A 21,792-nucleotide genomic window follows, 5' to 3' on the forward strand; every position below is an offset into this window, starting at 1 on the left:
GAGAGATCAGGCGCTGATGGCGACAACGGTTTTGCCAAGCTGCGGACTGGTGCGGTTGTGCTCGATCGCGGCAGGCAGGTCGTCGAACGGGACGATGGCATCAACCCGCGACTGCAGGCCGCCTTGCGCCACGTCATCGGCGATCTGCTGCAGTCGTTCGGCGTCCGGCTTGTTCATGAACCAGAGGCCACGGCGGCCGGCAGGCGTGCTCTGCAGGATCGCCGGTGAGGCGGTGCTGACGATGGCGCCGTCGGCGGCGAGCACCTGCCATGAACGCGCCAGGGTATCGCCACCGACGTAATCGAGCACCAGGTCGATGTCCTGCATGGCGGCTTCGAAGCGGCCGGTCTGGTAATCAATCGCATGGTCTGCGCCCAGACCCAGCACGTAGTCGAAATCTCGCGTCAACGCGGTGGTCAGCACTTTGGCGCCAGCGCGACGCGCAAACTGCACCGCGAAACCGCCCAGTCCGCCGGCGGCACCGTGGATCAGGACGCGCTGTCCGGCCCGCACCGGACCGGCGAAGTGCAGGCTTTGCCATGCGGAGACCGCGGCCACCGGCAGCGCGGCGGCGTCAGCGAAGCTCATCGACGCCGGCACCTTGGCCAGGTTAGCGGCGTCCACGGCCACCAGCTCGGCGTAGGCACCCAGGCCGCCGAGCGAGCCCATGACGCGGTCGCCCTTGGCGAAACGGGTAACCCCGGCTCCCACTTGCTCGACGACACCGGCAAGCTCGATGCCCAGCACCGTAGGCAGGGCCAGCGGGAAAGCATCCTTGACGTAGCCTTCACGCACCTTCCAATCCAGCCCGTTGACGCCGGCGGCGTGCACACGCACTACGACCTGGCCTGGGCCCGCGACGGGCGCATCGATGAGGGAAATGCGGGCGGACTCGGGACCGCCATACTGGGTCAGCTGCAAAGCACGAATCGTCTTCATGAGAACTCCTTGTGGTTGGGTACGGACCTAACAATAAGGAGTTTCACATTCAAAACAAAGACCATAAAATATAGACACACCGTATCGATATTGAGACATCATGGACCTCAACGCACTGACCGATTTTCAACTGGTGGCCACGCATGGCGGATTCGGCCGCGCCAGCCGCGCGAGCGGACGCTCGAAGGCCACCCTGTCGCGCCGAATCGCCGAATTCGAGGAAGCGCTGGGCGTACGCCTCATCGAACGAGGCGCGCGCAGTCTGGAGCTGACGGATGCGGGGCGGCTCCTGCTGGAACGTGCGGACGGACCAATGCGCGAGCTCGCCGAGGCGCTGGCCGAGGCCGTGGAGGGAATGGAGAAGCCACGCGGACAGCTGCGCATTGCAGCCCCGCTGGTTTTTTCGCAGATGGCGCTGGGAGGAATTCTTGCGCGGTTCCAGGCCCGCTATCCGGAGGTCCAGGTCGAGGCTGTGGCCGAAGACCGGTTTGTCGACCTGGTCGAGGAACACTTCGACCTCACCATCCGCATCAATCCGCGCAAGGATAGTGCCCTTGTAGGACGGTGCTTTGCTAGGGACCGTTTGCTCCTTGTCGCCGCGCCTTCGCTACGCCCTCCGCCAAAGAACGCTGCCCAGCCGTTCCCCACGCCGGCCGTGGTCATGCCAAGCTACCGCGACGGCGATCTGTGGAGTGCCGGGGATCGGAAGATGGTGGTGGAGCCGCAACCGGTGTTGCGCCTGTCGTCGCTACTGATGGTGCGCGACGCTGCGGCGGCAGGCGCCGGTGTCGCGCTGTTGCCGCAGTCGCTGGCGCAAGGCTTGATCGATGACGGCAAGCTGGGCGTTTGGGGGATAGTCGGCGAGGAGGTCGAACTTTGGGCGCTTCACACCTCGCGCCGACTGCAAAGCCCAAAGGTACGTGTGTTCGTCGATTTTATCGCCGCACAGTATCCGGGCGGCTGGTTCGTCGTTTGATCTCTAACAGTTGGGCATGGCCAGGCCGCGCATGCCTGAATGTTGTGCCTGCCAAAACACAACGATAAAAACTATTTATCCGAAACAAAAATGAAAAAAATACTAGAAAAAGTGGGCACTGCTCTTTTGACATTGTTCATAGTGACTCTTATTGCCGCTGGTCTCGGCTTTCTAATTGGATACTTGTGCCAAGTGCTGTCACCAGGCCTCTCTACTGCCATCCTAAAGTCCATCCATTTAACCGCTACTAACAAGGCAGACATTGCATTTTCTATTGTCTACGCAGTGTACTTTGGCCTGACCGTCACACTTTGCTTTTCGATTGTGGCGTTCGGATGTTTGCTTCTTCCCACTACCATGGAGATGAGGCAGCAGATGTTTACCGCTATAAAGGTAATTCTGCTATCACTAGCCTTCTCAACGGCGACCACCGTAGCCTATGCATCCATCTTCAAAGGCAGGATTGCGGCACTTGAAATAATGACGGAGATTCTTACGTCCGGTACATCGCAAGAAGATTTTCGCCTCGGCATTTATCTGGCACATTCTGCCTTTGGCGGATTGTTTCTCGGAATTGTGATGGCTATATGGAATCTGGTACGGTTCCTGCGCACGAAGATCAGACTGGCCGAGTACTTACTCAACGGAGACTCCACACTTGCAAAGGCAGTCTCACTAATCTATCCGTTCAACGGCCTCAAGGCGCTACTCGTCTCCGTGACAGTCATCTCGCTTGGATGGCAACTTTTCCTTAACACGGATCACTCCTATCTTCGGCTGTTCATCTTCACTTACGGCAGCGCTACATGGGCAATTGCTGCCGGCTATCTTTATGAATTCGTACTTACCAAAGCGGGAAAAAATTCGGAGCTCATGAGTGAGTTCTATGGAGAAATGTCCGATGACATTTACGTCCTCGTGGTCTTTTCCTTAAGCGTCTTTGTATTTTATTGGCGCCTACCCAACCCATACGCCTGGACAAACCTAGATCTTGGCCTTCTGGCGCCGCCCTATTTCTTATACGTTCTTTTAACGCTCTATCGGTGCGGAAAAACCAAGGTTGCTGGCCACCGGTTCTCGCAGTCATTTGTAAATTCGATGATCGGCAGTATCGCCGTCCTTTACGTTGGCGCGTTCTATGTCTTCTATCGCATCCAAACCGAGAACATCACTGCAATGGAGTCTTTGTGGTGGCAGATAACGATGTTTTCTACCTCCATCACTACCTTCATTGGGGCGAGACTCCTGCTCTTTTATCTGAGAAGGGGAAAGCTTGAAGGATCCCCTATATGGCTGGAAGCTTTCAGGACCTTGAAATTCTCCTCAGGACTATACGAGAAGCTAGTCGAGGTTACGCCCGCATGGAATGATCGCGTAGTCAAAGAGAATGCACGTCTACGAAAAGAAAAGCGCCAACAACAGAAGCGGAGAAAATAATGCAAACACTCACAAAAGTAGCTAGCGTCCGATTCTCGTTTCGAAGAGTAATGTCGGTGATATCCGGAGCAACTGGGATATTCTCAGCCATTCTTTGGCATCAATCATCTGGCTGCCAGCTCAAGGCCGCCGCCATAAGTCACGCTCTTTCGGTTAGCCCCGATACGGCACTCGCGAGGATTTCATCATATCCAGACTTGATCAATATCTCCCCAGCGTCTGCAACCAAGCTTATGGATGGCCTGAACAATTTAGCGCTAATTCAAAATAACCTCGCTGCGGCCTTTGCTATTGCAGCTTCAATGTGCATTGCCGCAGCGCTCTTCTCCGAAAGATAGGATCTAACTTGATCGGCTCGCAGAATTTCTGCACCGCATGTTCCTGGCCACCTTCCGTATTCGTTTGAAGGTGGCCCGAGGCTGCGCCCCCTCTTAAATTGGCTCAATCGCCCAGTGTTGGTGCCGTCTTCTTTCGTGCCTTAAATGCGCGCTGCCTCTGATCCGAATCTCTGGGGAGAGTCAAGGGATTAAAGGTGCTTGGCGCCAGAGTATCAAGCCATTCGTTGCGACCAAGTGCACGCAGCACCATGACAAACGTCCTCATAGAGGATCCTCGACCGGCCTCCAAGTTCTGCAGGGTTCGCGTATTAATTCCGGCAAGGTAGGCGACCCTTTCTTGAGATAGATTCAAACTAAGTCGGTAGCGCTGTAGATTTTCGCCAAGCGTCACCTCCAATTCTTCTGGCGTCATATTCCGAGGCATTCTCTGCGCTCCTAGCTGAAACTTTGTTCCATGGCCGTCACTTCCCAAATGGGGCATATCTGCAACATCGCCCCGCAAGACATGCTAACGATAACACGCATAATATTGCGCTTAATAGCGATATCTACCCATAAAACGAATAATAGTGCGCCTTATCGAGACGAGAGGAATTGCAGAATGAGCACAAATCTCACGACTTCGAGGGTCATAACTATCTACTTAATATGACCCCCCGCCGGTATCGCTCATAAATAGAAAATGCCCGCAAAGCGGGCATTTTTCATCTGAACTACGTGCGTGCCGGATTGCTCTGAGCTCAGACGGGAATTTCTGAGATCATAGACCTCCCAACATTAGCAAGGCATGCCCGTATTCAAGAAAGCACCGTTTTGCATGTGCCAGAGGCTGAGAACTTACAGCGTTTTATGCGGGACGTGATACGTGTCATCTGTACGAGCACCGATGTTTCCGGCAGTGTAGAAAAAGCGGTTTTCTGGTTCAGAAATAGCCATTTATCTTGCTTTGAGGGCAAGACGCCTCAAGTTTTAGTGGCCGAAGGTCGCGTAGACAACGTTGTCAGCTATCTGCAGTCACTCGATGCAGGATGGTTAGGTTGAGTCCCACCCGGCCAAACCTGGTTATTACGAACTTTATTGGCAATTGACAGCGCTCGGCGACCAAAACGCCTACCATTACGAACTTTAAGTAGACATAACCGCCGTGAATGATGCCTGTCCGGCGCGGGTTTCAGAAGGGATATTTTTACGAACTTTATTGTTCAATTACAGTGTGTCTGCCAGAAATGAAAGGCTTCCCTTTTAAGAAGGGAAGCCTTTGAACCTCCCTTCCCCTACGCCGCCTTATATCCCAGCTCTCTCAAATCCAAGGGCATCTGCTCCAGAGCCCTTCCTTGCTTCCGAGATTTTTGGACACCCGCGAAGCCCCGAGCCGTCGGCGTTTTCACTTCCTCGCGCCAATCTGAGCGAATCGGCACAGCATTTGAGCTTGCCGGCATGACGCCTTCATCCCGGCAACGGTAGACTCCCATCTATCGTCAATTCTCCACGCTCAGCAATGAACGCCGGCTCTCCCTCCCAAGCTCGCGAAGTGTGCGGCAAGCCTCATATCGGGCTCACGGCGCACGTCGTCCAGGGCAACGAACTGCGCATCGCACGGATCGCCCTGGACCGGAGCGCGCTGATCTTCGTGGACCGCGGCGTCAAGACCGTGGTCGCCGGCAACGGGGAGAAGTTCGTCGCTGCGCCCGGGCAGGCGCTGGTCTTGCGCGGCGACCAGAGCGTCGACTTCATCAACGCGATCGCGCCCGGCGGCACGTATGAGGCGCGCTGGCTGCTGTTCGACAATGCGCTGCTGCTTGACGAGGGATACCGGCGCGACTGCGCGGCGCTGCGGCGTACGACCAGGCGCCGCGCTCCTGCGCGCGTCATCAGGAAAAGCGGCGCGGCGTTTCAGGCCGCGTTCGAGGCCGCGCGGGAGGTGCTCTCCCCGGACGGCGGCGTGCCCGATGCCATCGCCCGGTTGCGCGTGCTCGAAGTCCTGTACTGGCTCTTCGAACACGGCATCGCCCTGGAACCGCAGGCGGCGCAATCCGGCATCGCGGCGCAGATCCGGAATCTGGTGTCGGGCGAAGTCGAGGCCGAATGGCCGTCGGCTTTCGTCTCGGAGCGGCTGGCCATGTCGCAGGCCACGCTGAGGCGCCGCTTGTCGGCGGAAGGCACGTCGCTGACCGAAGTGATTGCGGATGTCCGCATGGCCGCCGCGCTGACCATGCTCCAGGCCACCACGCGCCCGGTCGCCGACATTGCGCTGGCGGTGGGCTACGAATCGCCCTCCCGCTTCTCCGTGCGCTTTCGCAAGCGATTCGGATTTTCTCCCTCTGTCGTGCGCAGCGGCAGCCGCGCGCACCAGAGCCTCTGACCCAACCTGGAATCCAAGACCATGCTGACCATCCATCACCTCGGCGTATCGCAATCGGAGCGCATCGTGTGGCTATGCGAGGAGCTCGCCCTCCCTTATGAACTGGTGCGCTACACGCGCGATGCCGTCACCCGGCTGTCGCCGCCGGCACTCAGGCAACTGCACCCGCTGGGCGCCGCGCCCGTGATCCAGGATGGCGAGCTGATGCTGGGCGAATCGGCCGCCATCGTGGATTACATCCTGGCCAAATTCGGAAACGGCCGACTGAAACCCGGCCCCGGCCAGGCCTGCTTCGCCGATTACCTGTACTGGTTCCACTTCGCCAACGGCAACCTGCAACCCATCATGCTGCGCTACATGACCCTGCTGCGCACCGACCTGCCCGCCGACCATCCGGTGATCGCCGGCACCATGGGGCGCCTGCAGGCGGCCCTGGCCCTGATGGATGAACGGCTGGCGAAAGCCAGCTACCTGGCCGGCGAGGAGTTCACGGCGGCGGACATCATGACCGTCTTCTCGCTGACCACGATGCGGGTGTTCCAGCCTGTCGACCTGGCGCCGTATCCGCACATCCAGGCCTACCTGGCCCGGATCGGCGAACGCCCCGGCTATCGGCGCGCGATGGAAATCTGCGATCCCGGCATGGCGCGCCTGCTGAGCTGATCCGTCGGCAGCCGGGGAAATCCTGGAAAGGGAATGCCGGCACCGGAGCGAAAAAGCGCAAACCGTGCCAAACTCGGCGCAAGGCGGCTGCGGGTCTTGCGCGAGCCGATCCGGGCGACGTCGCGTTGACGCGCCGCGTTGAACCATCGATGGGGCTTGAGTTTGGGCAAAGATGCAAAGAATCCCTGCGTGTCGCTCTGTCACCTGAAGCATGAGATATGCACAGGATGCGGCCGCTCCAGGAGCGAAATCAAGGAGTGGAAAGGAATGAAGCACAAGGAGCAGAAGGCGACCGTGGAACGCGCGGCCGTCCGGCTGAAAGAATTGCGCAGGAAAGAACGCAAGCACTAGGTTCTCTCCACCGCGCGCGCCCGATACGGTAAACCCGTGACGACAGCGCCGATATCTCCGGCGAAAAAAATGCCCGCTTGCGCGGGCATTTTTCATTCTTGCAGAACTACGGCGACATCAGAAGTCGACCTGGGCCGACAGCACGAAGGTGCGGCCGGAAGCCGTGCCGACGTAGCCGTTCTGCATCACCCAGTAGTGCTTGTCGAACAGGTTCTCGATGTTGGCGCGATAGGTCACGACCTGGCCGGCGGTCTTGGTGATGTAGCGCGCGCCGACGTCCATGCGGGTCCAGCCCGGCACCTTCAGGGCGTTGGTGTTGTTGTACCACATGGCGCCGGTGTTGGTGACGCGGGTGTTGAGCGCCAGGCCGGTCAGCCACGGGGTGTCCCAATCCAGGCCGAGGTTGAAGTTGTGCTTGGGCACCGCACCGACTTCCTTGCCGTCGGTAGCGCCGCCTGCGGTGCTGGACTGCTTGGTGTCGAAGAAGGTGCCGCTGGCGTTGAAGCGCAGGCCGCGCTGCAGTTCGCCATAGGCGCTCAGCTCCAGGCCGCGGATGCGCGCGCGGCCGTTTTGCGTGGCGTAGGTCAGGCCGTTGACCACCTCGGTCGAACTGTTGCGTTGCTCGATCTGGAACAGCGCGGCGGTGGTGGTGATGCGGCCCCAGTCGACCTTGGCGCCGGTCTCATACTGCTTGGACTTGTACGGGGCGAAGGCCTGGCCGGCGTTCGCATACTGCGCGCCGGCGAAGCCGCCCGAGGTCAGCGCGGCGGTGTAGTTGGCGTACAGCGAGAGGTTCTCGATCGGCTTGACCACCACGCCCAGCACCGGCGAGATCGCGGTCTGGTTGGAGGTCTGCGAGGCGCTCACCAGGCTGTGGTTGTAGACCTGCTGGCGACGCAGGCCGCCGATCAGGCGCAGGCGGTCGTCCAGCATCGACAGCGTGTCGGTCAACGCCAGGCTGGTCAGGCGCGTCTGGCTTTGCGGGCTGGGCTGGCCGCGCGCGGCGGTCACGGCCGGCAGGGCCACCGGGTTATAGATGCTGGAGGCCACGCCGGTGGTGTTGCCGTTGAGGAAATAGAAGTAGTCGGTCTGCTGGTCGAGCATGTTGCCGCCGACGATCATCGTGTGCTTGATGCCGCCGGTGTTGAAGCGCATGCGCATGCCCACATCGGCGGAAGTCGAGGTGACCCGCTGGTCGTAGTAGCCGTTGCGCACGCCGTACTGGAACAGCGCGGAGTTGACCAGCACGTCGCCGTTGGAGTTGCTGACGGTAGCGCTGGGGAAGCTCTGCGCCGATTCCGCCACGTGATAGCCGACCGCGCCGTAGGCGGTGATGTTGTCGTTGACGTCGTATTCCAGGCGCGTGGTCACGGCCTTGTCGTCGGACTGCAGGGTGTTGCCCGGATACAGGTTGGTGCTGCCCGAGGGCGCGCTGGGCATCGAGGTGACGTTGGTGCCGATGCTGTATTGCGGGCGGAAGTTGCGCGCATCTTCGTGCTGGGTGTAGGCGTCCAGGCTCCAGCGCACGCGGCTGCCGTTGTAGTCCAGGCCGATCGAGCCCATGCTCTGCTGCTGCTTGCTGTCGGACAGGCCGGTGTTGCCGTCCGCGTACAGCGCGTTGACGCGGATGCCCCACTCCTGGTTCTCGCCGAAGCGGCGGCCGATGTCGCCCTTCAGGCCAAACTGCGAATTGGACAGGTAGGTCGCCGTCACGCTGGACACCGGATCCTCGTGGGCGCGCTTGGCCACCAGGTTGACCGCGCCGCCGATGCCGCCGGCCGGGCCCATGCCATACATCAGCGTGCCCGGTCCCTTCAGGACTTCAATGCGCTCGACCATGGCGATGGGCATGCGGGTCAGCGGCACCATGCCGTACAGGCCGTTGAACGCCACGTCGTTGGCCGACATGGTGAAGCCGCGGATCTGGTAGCTGTCGCCGAAGCCGCCGTTGCCGTTGGTGTTGCGCACCGACGAATCGTTGGCGATGACGTCGCCGATGGCGCGCGCCTGCACGTCTTCGATGCCCTGCGAGGTGTAGTTGGTGGTGCTGAACGGCGTATCCATCACGCTGGCCGTGCCCAGCACGCCCAGGCTGCCGCCGCGCGCGACCAGTCCGCCGGCATAGGGCGCGGTGGGATCGGCGTTCTCGACCACGGTCACGGTGGGCAGCACGGCGTTGCTGTTGCTGCCGGTGGCAGTGGTGGTGGTGGTGCCGGTCGCGGCGGCCGGGGCCGTGGCGGCAGTATCGGCGGACGTCGACGCGGTCTGCGCATACGCCATCGGCGCCGCCAGCATCGGCGCCATCAGCACCAGGTGGCGCGCGGCGGATGCCACGGCTTTCATCTTAAAAACGGAATTGCGTTGGCGCATCGACGCCTGGACCTGCCCCATGATCTGACCTTTCGTGTTGTAAACAAGGAAACCAGGACGCTTCCAATCGAGAAAAAGAAGCGTTCTTATTTCGATGACACACGAAAATCAAAAAGGGATCAGCCCGCCGCGAAAAATCTGCGACCGATGCAGCAAGGCAACTCCGGCCGCCGGCGTCGCCCTGATCCGGCAGTCCCCTTCAGGGCTCCACCAGCCCCAGCCTGATCAGGCTCTCGGCTGTCGCCAGCACGGCCTCTTCGCGCGGACGCGGCGACCAGCCCAGCAGCCGGGCGGCCTTCTCGCCGCTGGCGTTCATGTTGATGCCCAGCAAGGGCATCGCCGCGCGCATGGTCGGGTCCTTGCGCGCGGCCAGGCGGGCGACCCAGTTGGGCAATACCTTGGTGGGCACCTTGTGCGCGGCCGCGCCGAGACGGCTGCGCAGGATCTGCGCCAGCTCGATCATCCACATACTCTCGCCGGCGATGGCCAGGAAGCGCTCGCCGGCCGCGGCCGGATTGGTCATCGCGCGCAGGTGCAGGTCGGCGACGTCGCGCACGTCGACGAAGCCGGAATTGATCTTCAGGCATCCCGGCTGGCCGTCCAGCATGTATTTGACCAAGCGGATGGAGTGCGAGAAATCCGGCCCCAGCACCGGGCCCAACACGGCCACCGGATTGATCGCGCTGAGTTCCATGCCGCGCCCTTCGCGGGCGATGAACTCCCACGCGGCGCGCTCGGAGAGCGTCTTCGACTTCTGGTAGGGCGCGACGTTGCCGTTGAGGTCGCTCCAGTCGGTTTCATTGAAAGGGCGCGGCATCGCCGTATGGCCGGCGCAGATGGCGCCGAAGGCCGAGGTCAGCACCACCCGTTTGACGCCGGCGTCGCGCGCGGCCCGCAGCACGCGCAGGTTGCCGTCGACGGCCGGGCCTATCCAGTCCTCTTCGCGCACCTGGGCGCCCGACGGTGTGGGCGAAGCGCCGTGCATCACGTAGCGGCAGCCGGCCGCGGCCTCGCGCCATCCGGCATCGGCGCTCAGATCGGCGGCGACGAAGGCCAGGCGATCTCCCGCCTCCACCCCGCCGGTCCTGAGGTGGTTGCGCACCTCTTCCTCCCGCGCCAGGTCGCGCACCGTCGTGCGCACCCGATAACCCGCCTGCAGCAGCGCGATCATGCAATGCTGCGCGATAAAGCCGGTGCCGCCGGTCACCAGTACCAGTTGTTCGTTCATGTCCATTCCTGTCTACCCGCCCGGCCGACATGGCCGGGTTTCCGTAAGCAGGAAGATAGGCGCGCAAGCCCGGATTAGGAATGCTTGTAAATCCCTTTTACTTGCGCAATAGTACGGAAATGCAGACCGACCCGTTTTCCGACATCCTGAAATTCACGCGCGCGCAAACCCTGGCGACCGGCGGCTTCACGGCCGGCGGCGACTGGGCCATCCGTTTCCCGGCGCCGGAGAAGATCAAGTTCTTCGCCGTCGTCAAAGGAAGCTGCTGGGTCCACATCGACGGCGAAGCCCAGCCGGTGCGTTTCGATACAGGCGACGTCGGCCTGCTGGCGGCGCCGCGCGCCTTCGTGCTCTCCAGTGCGCCCGGCCTGACGCCGGTGGATGCGATGGCCTTGTTCTCCGGCGCGGTCAACGCGACGGCGACGCTGGGCGACGGCCAGGACTTCGCCCACATCGGCGGCCACGTGCTGCTCGACCCCACCAGCGGCAAACTGCTGCGCGACGTGCTGCCGGCATGGATACACGTGCCCGCGGCGACGCCGCAGGCGGCCAGCTTCAGGTGGCTGCTCGACCGCCTGATGGAGGAAAGGACCCACGGCCTTCCCGGCAGCCAGCTGGCGTCGGCCCAGCTGGCGCAGCTGCTGTTCATCCAGATCCTGCGCGCCCACCTCAACAACGCCGGGCCGGCGCCGACCGGCTGGCTGCGCGCGCTGGGCGAGCCGCGACTGGCGCCCGCATTGCGGCTGATGCACGGCGACCCGGCCCGCGCCTGGCGCCTGGAAGAGCTCGCCGCCGCCTGCGCCATGTCGCGCACCACGTTCGCCGCGCGCTTCAGGGAGGCGGCGGGAGTGGCGCCGCTGAGTTATCTCGCCCAGTGGCGCATGCGCCTGGCGCAACGCGCCCTGCGTGAGGACGACACGCCGGTGGCAAGCCTGGCGCAGTCGCTCGGCTATACCTCGGAAAGCGCGTTCAGCAACGCCTTCAAACGCATCACCGGCAGCGCCCCGCGAACCTATCGACTGGCGGCGCAGGCGCCTTCCGAATAGGCGCAAGCGCTTGCGCCGCCGCTTCAGTCCGGCAACGAGCGCGCATAGTCGTCCAGGTCGCGGTGCTCGCGCAGCACCTGCCGGTACAGACCCTGGAATCCCAGCCAGGCCACATAGTCGGACGCCAGGTGGCGCCGCGTGGCGCGCGCCTCCTCCGGCGTCAGCGGCTGCAGCGGACCGCTGGCCTCGGCCAGCAGCTGGACCTGCGCGCAGCGCTCCATGGCGATGAAACGATAGATCGCCGAATCCACGCTCGAGCCCACCGTGAGCAGACCATGGTTCAACAGGATGGCCGCCTTGCGCTCGCCCATGGTCTGCGCGATGCGCTCGCCCTCGTTCATCGCCAGCACCACGATGTCGCCGCGGAAGACGACATGGTTCTCATAGAACAGGCAGGATTCCTGGTTGATCGGCTCCAGCAGTCGCTCGCGCGCGGCGAAGGCGCGCCCGTAGGTGGTGTGCGTATGCACCGCGGCGGCCGCGGCGTGGTTGACGCGATGCAGGCCGCAATGAATGGCGACCGCCGCCGCGTTCACCGGGCCGGTCCCGTGATGCACCTGGCCGTCGACGTCGATGCACATGAGGTCGTCCGGATGGATCGTCGAAAAGTGCTGGGCGTACTGGTTGACCCAGTAGCGGTCGTGATGCTCGGGGTCGCGCAGCGTGACGTGGCCGGCGATGCCCTCGGTCAGGCCGAAGCGCGCCAGCAGGCGGAACGACGCCGCCAGCCTGAGCTTGCGATGGCGGCGCTCGGTAGCGATGTCCTCATATTCGCGCGGCACCGGAAGCTTGCCGCCGATGGGGGTGGGAATGCTGTAGTCGTTGAGTTCGTTGGAACACATGGGTCGTCCCTGGCATGGAAAGCAAAAATTCTGCGTCAGCGGCATGGCTTCGTCCATGGAGGTTTGCGCACCGGCCTGTGAATTTTCCGCGCATGCGCCTCCGGCTGGAAAATAGTCGCCGCAATGGTGCGCGCACGCCCTGCCGGCGGGCATTTGCGCACCGCCCGGGGGCAGGTGCACCGGCTCTTCCAAAGCGTCACAGGGCGGCTACTTTTTGTAGGTTGTCATGCGAATTCCACGGATGCTTAAATGGGTTTCGCAACGCGCCCCTGATAAACGATATAAACCATTGATCATGCCAACCGCCCACGCCGATACCCAAAGCACCTTGCCGCCGGAGCTGACCAGACGCATCCTCTGGCGCCTTGGCCCCCTGCTGGTCCTGATGTACGTCGCCGCCCAGCTCGACCGCGCCAATGTCGGCTACGCGGCGCTGACGATGAATGCCGAACTGGGCATGACGGCGGCGCAGTTCGGCCTGTCCACCAGCCTGTTCTTCCTCGGCTACATCCTGTTCGAGGTGCCGAGCAACCTGTTCATGCATCGCTACGGCGCGCGCCGCTGGATGGCGCGCATCCTCGTCAGCTGGGGCCTGCTGTCGTCGCTGACCAGCTTCGTGCCCAACACCCAGTGGTTCTATTTCGCGCGCTTCATGCTGGGCGTGTTCGAGGCCGGCTTCTATCCCGGCGTGGTGTTCTACCTGACGCTGTGGATGCCGGCGCGCAACCGGGTCTGGATGATGTCGCTGTTTACCATGTCGATTCCGCTGACCGGCATGCTGGGCGCGCCGGTGTCGACCTGGATCATGGAGCACGCGAGCATCTTCGGCATGACCGGCTGGCGCGCGATGATCCTGGTCGAGGGCGTGCCGGCCATGGTGCTGGGCCTGGTCGCCTGGTTCTTCCTGCCCGACGGCCCGCATGCGCTGCGCAGCCTCAGCGACAAGGACCGCCAGGACATCCGCAAGGCGCTGGCCGGCGAAGAGCAGGCGGCAGCCGGCGCCGTGCAGCCGGGCAATGCGCGGCGCGCGCTGACCAGCATCCGGGTGTGGGGATTGGGGCTGGTCTACTTCGGCATCAACTCCGGCATCATCGGCCTGCTGTATTTCCTGCCGCAGGTGGTGAAGACCTTCAAGGGCAGCGCCGACTATTCGCTCACCCAGATCGGCCTGATCACCTCGGCGCCCTTCGCGGTGGCGGTGGTCAGCGTGATCGCCTGGGGCCGTTTCGTGAGCAACAAGCGCATCAACGCCTACTATGTCATCGGCCCCATGATGTTGTCTGCGGTGTCGCTGGCCGGTGCGCTGTACCTGTCCTCGCCGCTGGCCACGGTGGCGGTGCTGGCGGTCGGCACCTCGGCCTGCTTCTGCAGCATCAGCCCGTTCTGGCAGATGCCCAGCCGCATCCTGACCGACCGCGCCGCGGCGGCCGGCATCGCGCTGGTCACCAGCATCGGCGTGTCCTCCGGGTTCCTGATGCCGTGGTTCATCGGCTGGGTGCGCGACACCACCGGCAACTTCCAGCTGGCCTTCATCGCCATCGCCGTGGCGATGACCGTGGGATCGGTGCTGGCGCTGCTGCTGGACACCGACCGGGGCCGCGTGGCGATGCCGGAGCCGGTGCTAGAATGAGCGGATTGTCCATGGAGATCCGCCTGTGTCGCTGCGTCGAGGAATACCCAGTCTGACAGCCTTGCAGGCGTTTGAAGCGGCCGCCCGTCACCAGAGTTTTTCCAAGGCGGCCGATGAATTGCACCAGACCCACGGCGCCATCAGCAAGAAGGTCAACGAGCTCGAGGCGAGCCTGGGCGTGGAACTGTTCCGCCGCGTCAACCAGCGCCTGGTGCTCACCGAGGCCGGCGCCGAATACGCGCACCGCATCCGCATCAACCTGGAGCAGATCCGCCAGGATACGCGCCAGCTGGTCTCCAATCATGAACGCACCACGCTGCGCGTGGCCGTCGGCGTGACCTTCGGCTCGCAGTGGCTGGTGCCGCGCCTGTCGCGCTTCCACGAACACCATCCCGGCCTGCAGGTGCGCCTGATGGGGCGCGACCAGGCGACCTACTTCAACGACCTCAATTTCGACATCGCCATCCACTTCGACCGCGCGCCCCTGCCGGGCCTGGCCAGCAAGGTACTGCTGGCCGACGACGAGGTCTGCCTGGTCGCTTCACCCGCGCTGGCAGCCCGGTGCGCCGGCGGCGATATCGCCGCGATGCCGTGGATCCATACGCGCGACCTGCCCGCGGCCTGGAGCGCATGGAGCGAATCCGCCGCGCAAGGCCGCGACGAACACGGCCGGCACGACATCGGCGACCATTACTTCGATTTCTTCGTGATGGCGATCCGCGCCGCGGTCTCCGGCCTGGGCGTCGCCCTCCTGCCGCGCGTGCTGGTCGAACAGGAGCTGGCCACCGGACAGCTGGTGCGCATCGGCGACTACGCGGTGGTGAACGCGCAAAAGGCGTATCTGATGTTCCCCGAGCAAAAGCGGGAATGGGCGCCGCTGGCGGCGTTCGCCGCGTGGATGGAAGAGGAAATGGCCCGCTACCGCAGCGCCGCCCTGCCGTCGGCTTGAACTCAGCACCCGCCCCCGGTTGGGCGCCGGCGTCTGCGCCGATTCCGGTGCGGCGTCAGCAGGAGAACTGCAGGACGGTTCCCTCCGGCCGATACGACAGATACGTCAGCTTCAGGTGCCTGCGCGCCGCCTGCACGCGGTTGAGCCGCACGGCGCGCTCGCCGATGTCGGCGTCGGTCGGGCAGTCGGCGCAGTCCACCGCGAACGGCCACTCCTCCGACGGATTCAGGTGGCGGCCCAGGGCGCGCAGGACGATGTCGCAGCTCAAGGCCGGTTCATCGACCTCGAGTTGAAGATCCTGCACTTCGGATTGATTCTCGCTTTTGAAGGCGACCCAGAATTTAGTCATCTCTACCTCCGCCGAGTCGGGCAAATTCCCTACGGCTGAGTCCTATCGTATTGATGTATTGTCAATTCCGGCATCAGGATTTTCCTGCATGACCGGCGGCAATGACCGGCGCGTGCGCAGGATGGCATGCCGCTTGGCGCCTCCCGGTTTGTCTACTAAAATAGCACGATGACCAATGAACTTGACCAGCGCATCGGCGCACGCATCCGCCTCGAACGGGAGACCCGCGGTTGGTCGCTGACCGAGCTGGCGGAGCGCTCCTCGGTGTCGCGCGCGATGATCTTCAAGATCGAGCGCGGCGAGAGCAGCCCGACCGCCAACCTGCTGGCCAAGCTCTCCGGCGCCTTCGGCCTGAGCATGTCGGCGCTGATGGCGCGCGCCGAGCTCGGCCAGGGCCGGCTGCTGCGCAAGGCGGAGCAGCCGCTGTGGACCGATCCCGACAGCGGCTACCTGCGGCGCCACGTCTCTCCGCGCTCCGACCTGCCGCTGGACCTGGTGCAGGTGGTGCTGCCGGCCCACACCGAAGTGCCGATGCCGGCGGCGGCCTACGCCTTCATGCGGCAGCTGATCTGGGTCCTGGAGGGCGAGCTGGTGTTCGTCGAAGGCGAGCTGCGGCACGAGATGCGCGAAGGCGACTGCCTCGAGCTCGGCCCGCCGATGAACTGCATCTTCAAGAACGAGAGCGGCGCCGACTGCAAGTACGCGGTGGTGGTGCTGAGCCTGTCCTGAAGCTGTTCCGGCCCGGCTTCTTGAAGCGATCCACGAAGTACACTATAGTAGACTTTCATTCACCTTACTCAACAAGATGTCCACCATGCTGATACGCGACGCCAACCCGTCCGACGTCCCCGGAATCGCCGAAATCTACAACGACGCCGTGGCCAACACCACCGCGATCTGGAACGAAACCCTGGTCAGCGAGCAGAACCGCCTCGAATGGATGAACCTGCGCCTGCAAAGCGGCTACCCGGTGCTGGTGGCCGCAGCGGCCGACGGCGCCGTGCTGGGCTATGCCACCTTCGGCGACTGGCGCGCCTTCGACGGCTACCGGCATACGGTCGAACACTCGGTCTACGTGCACAAGGACCAGCGCGGCCAGGGCATCGGCAAGCGCCTGATGCAGGAGCTCATCGTCCGGGCGCGCGGCCTGGGCAAGCACGTGATGGTGGCCGGCATCGACGCCAGCAACGAGACCTCCATCCTGCTGCACAAGAAGCTGGGCTTCGACGATGTCGGCCACCTGAGGCAGGTCGGCACCAAGTTCGGCAAGTGGCTGGACCTGGCCTTCCTGCAGCTGACGCTGGATGAGCGCGAGGTGCCTGACCTGCCCGCCGGCAACTGAGGCCGCGGCGCTGACATGAAAAAGGCCGGACCGCATCTGCGGCCGGCCTTTTTTCATGGGCGCAAGGCGGTTCAGGCGCCGGCTTCGACGTAGCGCTTGAAGCTGTCGAGGATGGCCTGCCAGCCCTGGCGCTGCTGTTCGACCGGATACTGGTTCTCTGGGTCGAAGCTGACCGTCAGCCTGACGCCCTGCGGCGTCTGGGCAAACACCGAGCGCGCGCGGCGCTCGCCGAACACGTACTCGATCAGTTCATTCTCCGTCACCGCCGTATAGGTCCCGGCGAAATCGAAGCCCATGCTGCCGTCCTTGGCTTCCATGCGGGAAGAGAACGCGCCGCCCACGCGCAGGTCGACCGCGGCGGCAGTGGTGTGCCAGTCGGGCGAGGCGGCGTTCCAGCGCTTGATGTCCTCGGGCGAGGTATAGGCGCGCCAGACTTGGGCGATGGGGGCTGCGACGGTGGTTTCCACGGTGATGTCCATACTGGTCTTGTCTCCTCTTGTTGATTGGTCAGGACAGCGAAACGGCGAATTCTTCCAGCTGCGTGATGACGGTGTTCCAGCCGTCGAAGAAGCCCATCTTCTCGTGCCGGTCGCGGGTGGCTTCGTCCGGGTGCATCACACGCGCGGTATAGCGGCTGCCCGCGCCTTCGTCGGCCATGGTGATGATGGCGGTGAAGCCCAGCCAGGGCGTGTTCGGACGCCATCCGGCGGTGAGCATCGAGGTAAATACCAGGCGCGACTGCGGCACCACTTCCAGGAAGCTGCCCGGGTTGTCGCTGACGCCGCCGTCCGGGCCGCGCATGAGCGTATGGAAGGCGCCGCCCGGCTGCAGGTCGAAGGCCTTCACCTCGGTGGTCCACGGCTTGGGGCACCACCACTGGCGCAGCAGTTCGGGATCGGTCCAGGCGCGCCACAGGGCGCTGCGCGGCGCCTTGAGCACGCGGTGGATGATCAGGTCGCGGGCCTCGGCGTCGCCGGTCGGCTCTGGTGCAGCTTGGGTCATTTGCCTTGCTCCTCTCGATGAAGACGTTCGACGAAATCCACCATGCGGTCGGCCCGCGCTTCCCACATGGCGCGCTGTTGCGCGATCCATTGCTCGGCTTCGCACAGGCGCTCGGGCACCAGTTCGCAGGTGCGCGTGCGGCCATCCTTGCGGCTGCGGATCAGGCCGCAGCGTTCCAGCACGCCCAGGTGCTTCAGGAAGGACGGCAACGCCATGTCGAACGGCGCGGCCAGCGCCGACACCGGGCGCGCGCCGCCCGCCAGCGCGCCGACGATGGCGCAGCGGGTGGGATCGGCCAGTGCGTGGAACAGCTCGCTGACCTGAATCGAATACTTAGCCATATAGCTAAGTATATGCCGCAGTTCCTGCGCAATGCAAGCTCTGCGGCGGCGATAGCGGAGGAAGGAATCAGCCGGGCTGCGCGCCCGACTCGACGGTGACGCTGCGCTCCTGCGGCAGCGGCGCCAGCGGCGGCAGGCCGATCCTGGCGCGGGCGCGCCGGCATTCCGGATCGGGAGCGCCGTCAGCTTGCCAGGGGGAGAACTCGCGGCAGGTCGAGGGGCGGTCGGGATAGATGCGGCAGCCGATGCCGGCACGGCCCAGCTCGCCCTCCAGCGCGATGCAGCGACCGCCGCCGTACTCCGTACCCTTCATGCAGGCCAGCACGTCGTTGACCTTGGCAGTGAAATCGGCGGGCACGAAGCCGCCCGATCCGCCGGTCACCTCGCCGCAGTAGAAGGAGACGCGGTAGGTCGCGCAGCAGGCGCCGCAGGCGGTGCAGGGATTGTCGGCGCCGTCCGGCATGTCGACGAAGACGCGCTGGTCATCGACGATCCTGCGGATCTGGATGGTGGTGGTCATGGATGGGCTTGTGCCTTCGGTTGCGCGGATTGTACCGGAGGAAGATGGACCGCAGCCGGCGCATTTGATTTCATCCGCCGCCCCGGCGGCCTGCGGCGCGATTGATATACTCGCGGCACAAGAACCCGGCGCGCCACGCCGGACATCAACATCGCCACCGATACCGCATGAAGACAAGAAACCCCGCACTGGCCCGCGTCACGCCCGCCACCCTGGTCGGCGCCACGTGTGTGCTGGCCATGCTCTACTTTGGCCGCGAGATCCTGGAGCCGCTGGCGGTCGCCGCCATCCTCAGCCTGATCATCACGCCGCTGGTGCGCAAGCTGGCCGGCCTGGGCCTGAACCGCACCGCCGCGGCCTTCGTCTCGGTGCTGCTGGTGGGCGCCTGCGTGGTCTCGCTGGCGGTGGTGCTGGCCTTCCAGCTGGCCAGCGTCACCAGCGACCTGCCGCAATACCGCGAGGCGATCCAGGAGAAGATAGAGAGCGTGCGCACGCTCACCGAACGTCCCTTCGCCCGGCTGGAAGAGGAACTGAGCGCCGTCATCCCGCAGGCGCAGACGCCGGCGCCCGACGCGGCGAAGTCGCGCGGCGCCAAGAGTGCCGTCGCCCACCAGCCACCCGCGCCGGCGCCGGCGGCGACGCCGCAGATGTCGGTGCGCGGCGCGCTGGCGCGCCTGTTCTCGCTGGCCTGGGGGCCGATCGGCCAGGCCGGCATCGTGCTGGTGCTGCTGGTGTTCATCCTGCTGGAACAGGAGTCGCTGCGCGACCGCGTGGTGCGTCTGGCCGGACGCGCCGAGATGAGCCGCACCATGAAAGCGCTGGGCGACGCCGCCGAAGGCGTGTCGCGGTTCTTCTTCTCGCAGTTCGTGGTCAATGCCGTGTTCGGCACCACCATGGGCCTGGGACTGTGGCTGGCCGGCGTGCCGCATGCGGTGCTGTGGGGCACGCTGTGCGGCGTGCTGCGCTTCGTCCCGTACCTGGGCGCGCTGGCTTCGGGGGTGGTGATCGCGGTGTTCATCGCCGCCATCGACCCGGGCTGGTGGCTGGCGTTGTCCTTCCTCGCGCTGTTCGTCTCGCTGGAGGCGCTGGTGGCCAATTTCATCGAGCCGCGCGTCTACGGCCACAGCTCCGGCCTGTCGCCGCTGGCCATCATCGTCTCGGCATTGTTCTGGGGCAGCCTGTGGGGACCGGTCGGCCTGCTGCTGTCCACGCCGCTGACGCTGTGCCTGGTGGTGGCCGGGCGCCACGTCGCCGCGCTCGAACCCATCACCATCCTGCTGGGCGAAGCGCCCAACATGAGCCACGCCGAGCGCTTCTACCAGCACGCGCTGGCCGGCGAGTCCGACGCCGTCATCCGCGAAGGCCGCGCCTATCTCGCCAAGAACAGCTTCGCCAAGTATTGCGACCAGGTGCTGCTGCCGGGCCTGGCGCTGGCCTCGCTGGACCTGCGCAACGAACAGATCGAGGAAGTCCAGCAGACCCGCCTGCGCGCCACCGGCCTGCGCCTGATCGAGACGCTCACGCAGACCCCGGGCACGGCGAACGCGCGCCGCTTCGGCCGTCGCCAGGCGGTGCCGCTGCTCAACAGCAGCATCGGCGCCCACCTGCGCCAGTTGCGCCTGGCCCGGCTGGGGCGCTGGCAGGGTTCGCTCGATGTGCCCAGCCGCTCGGTGGTGCTGTGCGCCGGGCTGACCAACGAGCGCGACGAACTGCTGAGCGAACTGCTGGTGCATGCCCTGCGCGTGGCCGGCATCGATGCGCGCGGCGTGACGCTGGACGAGCAGAACGAGCGCCCCGACGCCAGCAAGTCGGAGCTGGTGTCGACGGTCTTCATCGTGTTCCCGCAGAAGGAAGGCTTCGACCGCTGGCTGGCCGCCGTCAACGATTTGCGCGGCGGCCTGCCGCAGGCGCTGCTGGTCACCATCCGCCCGCCCTTCGATGCCGAGATCATGGAACAGGCCGCCGTCAGCGGGCATGTCGACATGGTGCTGTCGTCCTTCGAGGAAGGGCTGGCCTTCGTTGCCGCGGGCAATCGCGCCGCCGTCAGCTGATCGACAGCCACGACGCGCCGCCCGGGCGTAGAATCGCCGGAACAGCCGGTCTTCGGTGTGCGAAGGCCGGTCTTTCCGACAGGAAAAACCATGACCCACCGCCCCGCCCTTCCGGCCGCGCTCAGCCTGGCCGCCCTGCTGCTGATCCCGGCGGCGCTGCCGCTGGCGGCGCAAAACCTCCCTGCGCCCGACGCCGCGCCTGCGGCCGCGCCGGCGCCCATCCAGCTCAACCCGCGCGCCACGCTGCCGATCACCCCGGAAGAGAAAAAGAACATCGACGACCTGCTGCGCGCCAGCGGCGCCATCAATGTCGGCAAGGTCATGGCGCGGCTCTTTGCCAGCCAGGTCACCACCACGCTGAAGTCGTCGCGACCCAACCTGCCGCCGCATGTGGCCGGCGTGGTCAACGAGGAGATCGCCCGCGCGGTGAGCGAATCGATCGACGCCCCCGACGGCCTGGCCGACATGCTGGCCCAGCTGTATCACAAGTACTTCACCGATGAAGAGATCCGCCAGATGACGGCCTTCTACAACAGCCCGGCCGGGCAGAAGTCGGTGCAGGTGATGCCGGTGCTGCTGCCGGAGTCGCAGAACCTGGGCCGCGCCTGGGGCGCAAAGCTTGCGCCGGTGGTGCTGCAGCGGGTGGAGGCGCGGCTGAAGGCCGAAGCGGCCGCAGGCAATGCGCCGGGCGCGGCGGGCAATGGAACGCCGCAGGCGTCGGCCGAGCAGTCCGCGCCGTCGCGCCGGCTGGAGATCGCCGTCGCCCCGCGCCCGGTCTATCCGGCGGACTCCCGCGCCAGCCGGGAAGAAGGCACGGTGCGCATGAAGGTGCAGGTGAACCGCAGCGGCCAGGTGCAGGACGTGGCCGTGCTGATCTCCTCCGGTTATCCGCGCCTGGATGCGGCCGCGATCCAGGCCGTACGCGGCATGTCTTACAAACCCTTCGCCGGCGACCAGGACACGATGAGCGCCGAGGTCAACGTCGCCTTCAAACTGGGCAACCAGCAGCCGCAACAGCCGCGTCCGGCCGGCAAGGACCAGAGCCGGGAAATCTGA

Annotated in this window: 23 protein-coding genes; 13 read left to right on the forward strand and 10 right to left on the reverse strand. The window is 64.4% G+C overall.

Annotated elements, in window-relative coordinates; translation table 11 throughout:
* Nucleotides 1-6: 6 nt before the first annotated feature.
* Nucleotides 7-939 (reverse strand): NADP-dependent oxidoreductase, encoded by a 933-nt coding sequence (locus CEJ42_RS16435; protein WP_088751830.1) that lies wholly within the window; start codon nucleotides 937-939, stop codon nucleotides 7-9.
* A gap of 100 nt (nucleotides 940-1,039) precedes the next feature.
* Here CEJ42_RS16435 and CEJ42_RS16440 point away from each other — a divergent pair, with 100 nt between their 5' ends.
* The 3 genes from CEJ42_RS16440 to CEJ42_RS24690 all read left to right on the forward strand — a co-directional run bounded on the left by CEJ42_RS16440 (nucleotide 1,040) and on the right by CEJ42_RS24690 (nucleotide 3,690).
* Nucleotides 1,040-1,915, forward strand: a complete 876-nt coding sequence (locus CEJ42_RS16440) for a LysR family transcriptional regulator (RefSeq protein ID WP_088751831.1) — start codon at nucleotides 1,040-1,042, stop codon at nucleotides 1,913-1,915.
* Nucleotides 1,916-2,005: 90 nt separating this feature from the next.
* Nucleotides 2,006-3,352 carry a hypothetical protein gene (locus tag CEJ42_RS16445; RefSeq protein ID WP_088751832.1) on the forward strand — a complete coding sequence of 449 codons (1,347 nt, stop codon included), beginning with the start codon at nucleotides 2,006-2,008 and terminating at the stop codon, nucleotides 3,350-3,352.
* Nucleotides 3,352-3,690 (forward strand): hypothetical protein, encoded by a 339-nt coding sequence (locus tag CEJ42_RS24690; RefSeq protein ID WP_129587762.1) that lies wholly within the window; start codon nucleotides 3,352-3,354, stop codon nucleotides 3,688-3,690. The genes CEJ42_RS16445 and CEJ42_RS24690 overlap by 1 nt, the downstream gene beginning before the upstream one ends.
* A gap of 103 nt (nucleotides 3,691-3,793) precedes the next feature.
* Here the strand turns inward: CEJ42_RS24690 and CEJ42_RS25440 are convergent, their stop codons facing one another.
* Entirely contained in the window at nucleotides 3,794-4,171 is a 378-nt protein-coding gene (locus tag CEJ42_RS25440) for a helix-turn-helix domain-containing protein (protein ID WP_420840775.1), read from the reverse strand.
* 1,017 nt (nucleotides 4,172-5,188) lie between these two features.
* On the opposite strand from CEJ42_RS25440, the gene CEJ42_RS16455 reads away from it, so the two are divergent.
* The 3 genes from CEJ42_RS16455 (at nucleotide 5,189) to CEJ42_RS16465 (ending at nucleotide 7,066) form a co-directional block, all read left to right on the forward strand.
* On the forward strand, nucleotides 5,189-6,052 hold the full coding sequence (locus tag CEJ42_RS16455) for a helix-turn-helix transcriptional regulator (protein WP_088751834.1): 864 nt from the start codon (nucleotides 5,189-5,191) through the stop codon (nucleotides 6,050-6,052).
* A gap of 21 nt (nucleotides 6,053-6,073) precedes the next feature.
* Nucleotides 6,074-6,715 (forward strand): glutathione S-transferase family protein, encoded by a 642-nt coding sequence (locus CEJ42_RS16460; protein WP_088751835.1) that lies wholly within the window; start codon nucleotides 6,074-6,076, stop codon nucleotides 6,713-6,715.
* A gap of 189 nt (nucleotides 6,716-6,904) precedes the next feature.
* A complete protein-coding gene (locus tag CEJ42_RS16465) occupies nucleotides 6,905-7,066 on the forward strand; it encodes a DUF1289 domain-containing protein (RefSeq protein WP_243397886.1) in 162 nt (53 codons plus the stop codon).
* A gap of 117 nt (nucleotides 7,067-7,183) precedes the next feature.
* Here CEJ42_RS16465 and CEJ42_RS16470 read toward each other — a convergent pair whose 3' ends face one another.
* Nucleotides 7,184-9,409: a TonB-dependent receptor gene (locus CEJ42_RS16470; RefSeq protein WP_420840776.1), complete on the reverse strand. Its 2,226-nt coding sequence runs from the start codon at nucleotides 9,407-9,409 to the stop codon at nucleotides 7,184-7,186.
* A 226-nt stretch (nucleotides 9,410-9,635) separates the two neighbouring features.
* Nucleotides 9,636-10,664: an SDR family oxidoreductase gene (locus CEJ42_RS16475; RefSeq protein WP_088751883.1), complete on the reverse strand. Its 1,029-nt coding sequence runs from the start codon at nucleotides 10,662-10,664 to the stop codon at nucleotides 9,636-9,638.
* A gap of 80 nt (nucleotides 10,665-10,744) precedes the next feature.
* Between CEJ42_RS16475 and CEJ42_RS16480 the strand changes: the two genes are divergently transcribed.
* The gene (locus CEJ42_RS16480; protein ID WP_088751837.1) at nucleotides 10,745-11,710 is read left to right on the forward strand and encodes an AraC family transcriptional regulator; all 966 of its coding nucleotides are present in this window, start codon (nucleotides 10,745-10,747) and stop codon (nucleotides 11,708-11,710) included.
* Between the two features lie 23 nt (nucleotides 11,711-11,733).
* On the opposite strand, the gene CEJ42_RS16485 is transcribed toward CEJ42_RS16480, so the two are convergent.
* Nucleotides 11,734-12,552 carry a class II aldolase/adducin family protein gene (locus tag CEJ42_RS16485; RefSeq protein ID WP_088751838.1) on the reverse strand — a complete coding sequence of 273 codons (819 nt, stop codon included), beginning with the start codon at nucleotides 12,550-12,552 and terminating at the stop codon, nucleotides 11,734-11,736.
* A gap of 295 nt (nucleotides 12,553-12,847) precedes the next feature.
* Here CEJ42_RS16485 and CEJ42_RS16490 point away from each other — a divergent pair, with 295 nt between their 5' ends.
* Nucleotides 12,848-14,182, forward strand: coding sequence for an MFS transporter (locus tag CEJ42_RS16490; protein WP_079219289.1), 1,335 nt, complete (start codon nucleotides 12,848-12,850; stop codon nucleotides 14,180-14,182).
* Between the two features lie 61 nt (nucleotides 14,183-14,243).
* Complete coding sequence (locus tag CEJ42_RS16495) at nucleotides 14,244-15,131, forward strand: LysR substrate-binding domain-containing protein (RefSeq protein WP_243397881.1); 888 nt, start codon at nucleotides 14,244-14,246, stop codon at nucleotides 15,129-15,131.
* A gap of 55 nt (nucleotides 15,132-15,186) precedes the next feature.
* Here CEJ42_RS16495 and CEJ42_RS16500 read toward each other — a convergent pair whose 3' ends face one another.
* The gene (locus tag CEJ42_RS16500) at nucleotides 15,187-15,480 is read right to left on the reverse strand and encodes a hypothetical protein (RefSeq protein WP_088751840.1); all 294 of its coding nucleotides are present in this window, start codon (nucleotides 15,478-15,480) and stop codon (nucleotides 15,187-15,189) included.
* A 168-nt stretch (nucleotides 15,481-15,648) separates the two neighbouring features.
* On the opposite strand from CEJ42_RS16500, the gene CEJ42_RS16505 reads away from it, so the two are divergent.
* Both CEJ42_RS16505 and CEJ42_RS16510 read left to right on the forward strand, forming a co-directional pair.
* Nucleotides 15,649-16,209 (forward strand): helix-turn-helix domain-containing protein, encoded by a 561-nt coding sequence (locus tag CEJ42_RS16505; RefSeq protein ID WP_079217835.1) that lies wholly within the window; start codon nucleotides 15,649-15,651, stop codon nucleotides 16,207-16,209.
* 85 nt (nucleotides 16,210-16,294) lie between these two features.
* A complete protein-coding gene (locus tag CEJ42_RS16510; protein ID WP_088751884.1) occupies nucleotides 16,295-16,822 on the forward strand; it encodes a GNAT family N-acetyltransferase in 528 nt (175 codons plus the stop codon).
* Nucleotides 16,823-16,893: 71 nt separating this feature from the next.
* On the opposite strand, the gene CEJ42_RS16515 is transcribed toward CEJ42_RS16510, so the two are convergent.
* The 4 genes from CEJ42_RS16515 to CEJ42_RS16530 form a co-directional block, all read right to left on the reverse strand.
* Nucleotides 16,894-17,301, reverse strand: coding sequence for an SRPBCC family protein (locus CEJ42_RS16515; protein WP_088751841.1), 408 nt, complete (start codon nucleotides 17,299-17,301; stop codon nucleotides 16,894-16,896).
* A gap of 28 nt (nucleotides 17,302-17,329) precedes the next feature.
* On the reverse strand, nucleotides 17,330-17,824 hold the full coding sequence (locus tag CEJ42_RS16520) for an SRPBCC family protein (protein WP_088751842.1): 495 nt from the start codon (nucleotides 17,822-17,824) through the stop codon (nucleotides 17,330-17,332).
* Nucleotides 17,821-18,165 (reverse strand): ArsR/SmtB family transcription factor, encoded by a 345-nt coding sequence (locus CEJ42_RS16525; RefSeq protein WP_079217832.1) that lies wholly within the window; start codon nucleotides 18,163-18,165, stop codon nucleotides 17,821-17,823. The genes CEJ42_RS16520 and CEJ42_RS16525 overlap by 4 nt, the downstream gene beginning before the upstream one ends.
* Before the next feature lie 67 nt (nucleotides 18,166-18,232).
* Nucleotides 18,233-18,685, reverse strand: a complete 453-nt coding sequence (locus CEJ42_RS16530) for a YkgJ family cysteine cluster protein (protein WP_088751843.1) — start codon at nucleotides 18,683-18,685, stop codon at nucleotides 18,233-18,235.
* 167 nt (nucleotides 18,686-18,852) lie between these two features.
* Between CEJ42_RS16530 and CEJ42_RS16535 the strand changes: the two genes are divergently transcribed.
* Both CEJ42_RS16535 and CEJ42_RS25405 read left to right on the forward strand, forming a co-directional pair.
* Nucleotides 18,853-20,736 carry an AI-2E family transporter gene (locus CEJ42_RS16535; RefSeq protein WP_088751844.1) on the forward strand — a complete coding sequence of 628 codons (1,884 nt, stop codon included), beginning with the start codon at nucleotides 18,853-18,855 and terminating at the stop codon, nucleotides 20,734-20,736.
* Nucleotides 20,737-20,826: 90 nt separating this feature from the next.
* The gene (locus CEJ42_RS25405) at nucleotides 20,827-21,792 is read left to right on the forward strand and encodes a TonB family protein (RefSeq protein ID WP_088751845.1); all 966 of its coding nucleotides are present in this window, start codon (nucleotides 20,827-20,829) and stop codon (nucleotides 21,790-21,792) included.

This window comes from Herbaspirillum robiniae (genome assembly GCF_002213415.1).
In the GTDB taxonomy this organism is placed as follows: domain Bacteria; phylum Pseudomonadota; class Gammaproteobacteria; order Burkholderiales; family Burkholderiaceae_D; genus Herbaspirillum; species Herbaspirillum robiniae.

Coding starts and splice junctions, on each gene's coding strand:
- CEJ42_RS16490 (WP_079219289.1), top strand. CDS start 12,848: ATGCCAACCGCCCACGCCGATACCCAAAGCACCTTGCCGCCGGAGCTG.
- CEJ42_RS16470 (WP_420840776.1), bottom strand. CDS start 9,409: ATGAAAGCCGTGGCATCCGCCGCGCGCCACCTGGTGCTGATGGCGCCG.
- CEJ42_RS16505 (WP_079217835.1), top strand. CDS start 15,649: ATGACCAATGAACTTGACCAGCGCATCGGCGCACGCATCCGCCTCGAA.
- CEJ42_RS16530 (WP_088751843.1), bottom strand. CDS start 18,685: ATGACCACCACCATCCAGATCCGCAGGATCGTCGATGACCAGCGCGTC.
- CEJ42_RS16455 (WP_088751834.1), top strand. CDS start 5,189: ATGAACGCCGGCTCTCCCTCCCAAGCTCGCGAAGTGTGCGGCAAGCCT.
- CEJ42_RS16520 (WP_088751842.1), bottom strand. CDS start 17,824: ATGACCCAAGCTGCACCAGAGCCGACCGGCGACGCCGAGGCCCGCGAC.
- CEJ42_RS16460 (WP_088751835.1), top strand. CDS start 6,074: ATGCTGACCATCCATCACCTCGGCGTATCGCAATCGGAGCGCATCGTG.
- CEJ42_RS16500 (WP_088751840.1), bottom strand. CDS start 15,480: ATGACTAAATTCTGGGTCGCCTTCAAAAGCGAGAATCAATCCGAAGTG.
- CEJ42_RS16515 (WP_088751841.1), bottom strand. CDS start 17,301: ATGGACATCACCGTGGAAACCACCGTCGCAGCCCCCATCGCCCAAGTC.
- CEJ42_RS16445 (WP_088751832.1), top strand. CDS start 2,006: ATGAAAAAAATACTAGAAAAAGTGGGCACTGCTCTTTTGACATTGTTC.
- CEJ42_RS16485 (WP_088751838.1), bottom strand. CDS start 12,552: ATGTGTTCCAACGAACTCAACGACTACAGCATTCCCACCCCCATCGGC.
- CEJ42_RS24690 (WP_129587762.1), top strand. CDS start 3,352: ATGCAAACACTCACAAAAGTAGCTAGCGTCCGATTCTCGTTTCGAAGA.
- CEJ42_RS25440 (WP_420840775.1), bottom strand. CDS start 4,171: ATGCCCCATTTGGGAAGTGACGGCCATGGAACAAAGTTTCAGCTAGGA.
- CEJ42_RS16480 (WP_088751837.1), top strand. CDS start 10,745: ATGCTTGTAAATCCCTTTTACTTGCGCAATAGTACGGAAATGCAGACC.
- CEJ42_RS16440 (WP_088751831.1), top strand. CDS start 1,040: ATGGACCTCAACGCACTGACCGATTTTCAACTGGTGGCCACGCATGGC.
- CEJ42_RS16535 (WP_088751844.1), top strand. CDS start 18,853: ATGAAGACAAGAAACCCCGCACTGGCCCGCGTCACGCCCGCCACCCTG.
- CEJ42_RS16475 (WP_088751883.1), bottom strand. CDS start 10,664: ATGAACGAACAACTGGTACTGGTGACCGGCGGCACCGGCTTTATCGCG.
- CEJ42_RS25405 (WP_088751845.1), top strand. CDS start 20,827: ATGACCCACCGCCCCGCCCTTCCGGCCGCGCTCAGCCTGGCCGCCCTG.
- CEJ42_RS16525 (WP_079217832.1), bottom strand. CDS start 18,165: ATGGCTAAGTATTCGATTCAGGTCAGCGAGCTGTTCCACGCACTGGCC.
- CEJ42_RS16510 (WP_088751884.1), top strand. CDS start 16,295: ATGCTGATACGCGACGCCAACCCGTCCGACGTCCCCGGAATCGCCGAA.
- CEJ42_RS16435 (WP_088751830.1), bottom strand. CDS start 939: ATGAAGACGATTCGTGCTTTGCAGCTGACCCAGTATGGCGGTCCCGAG.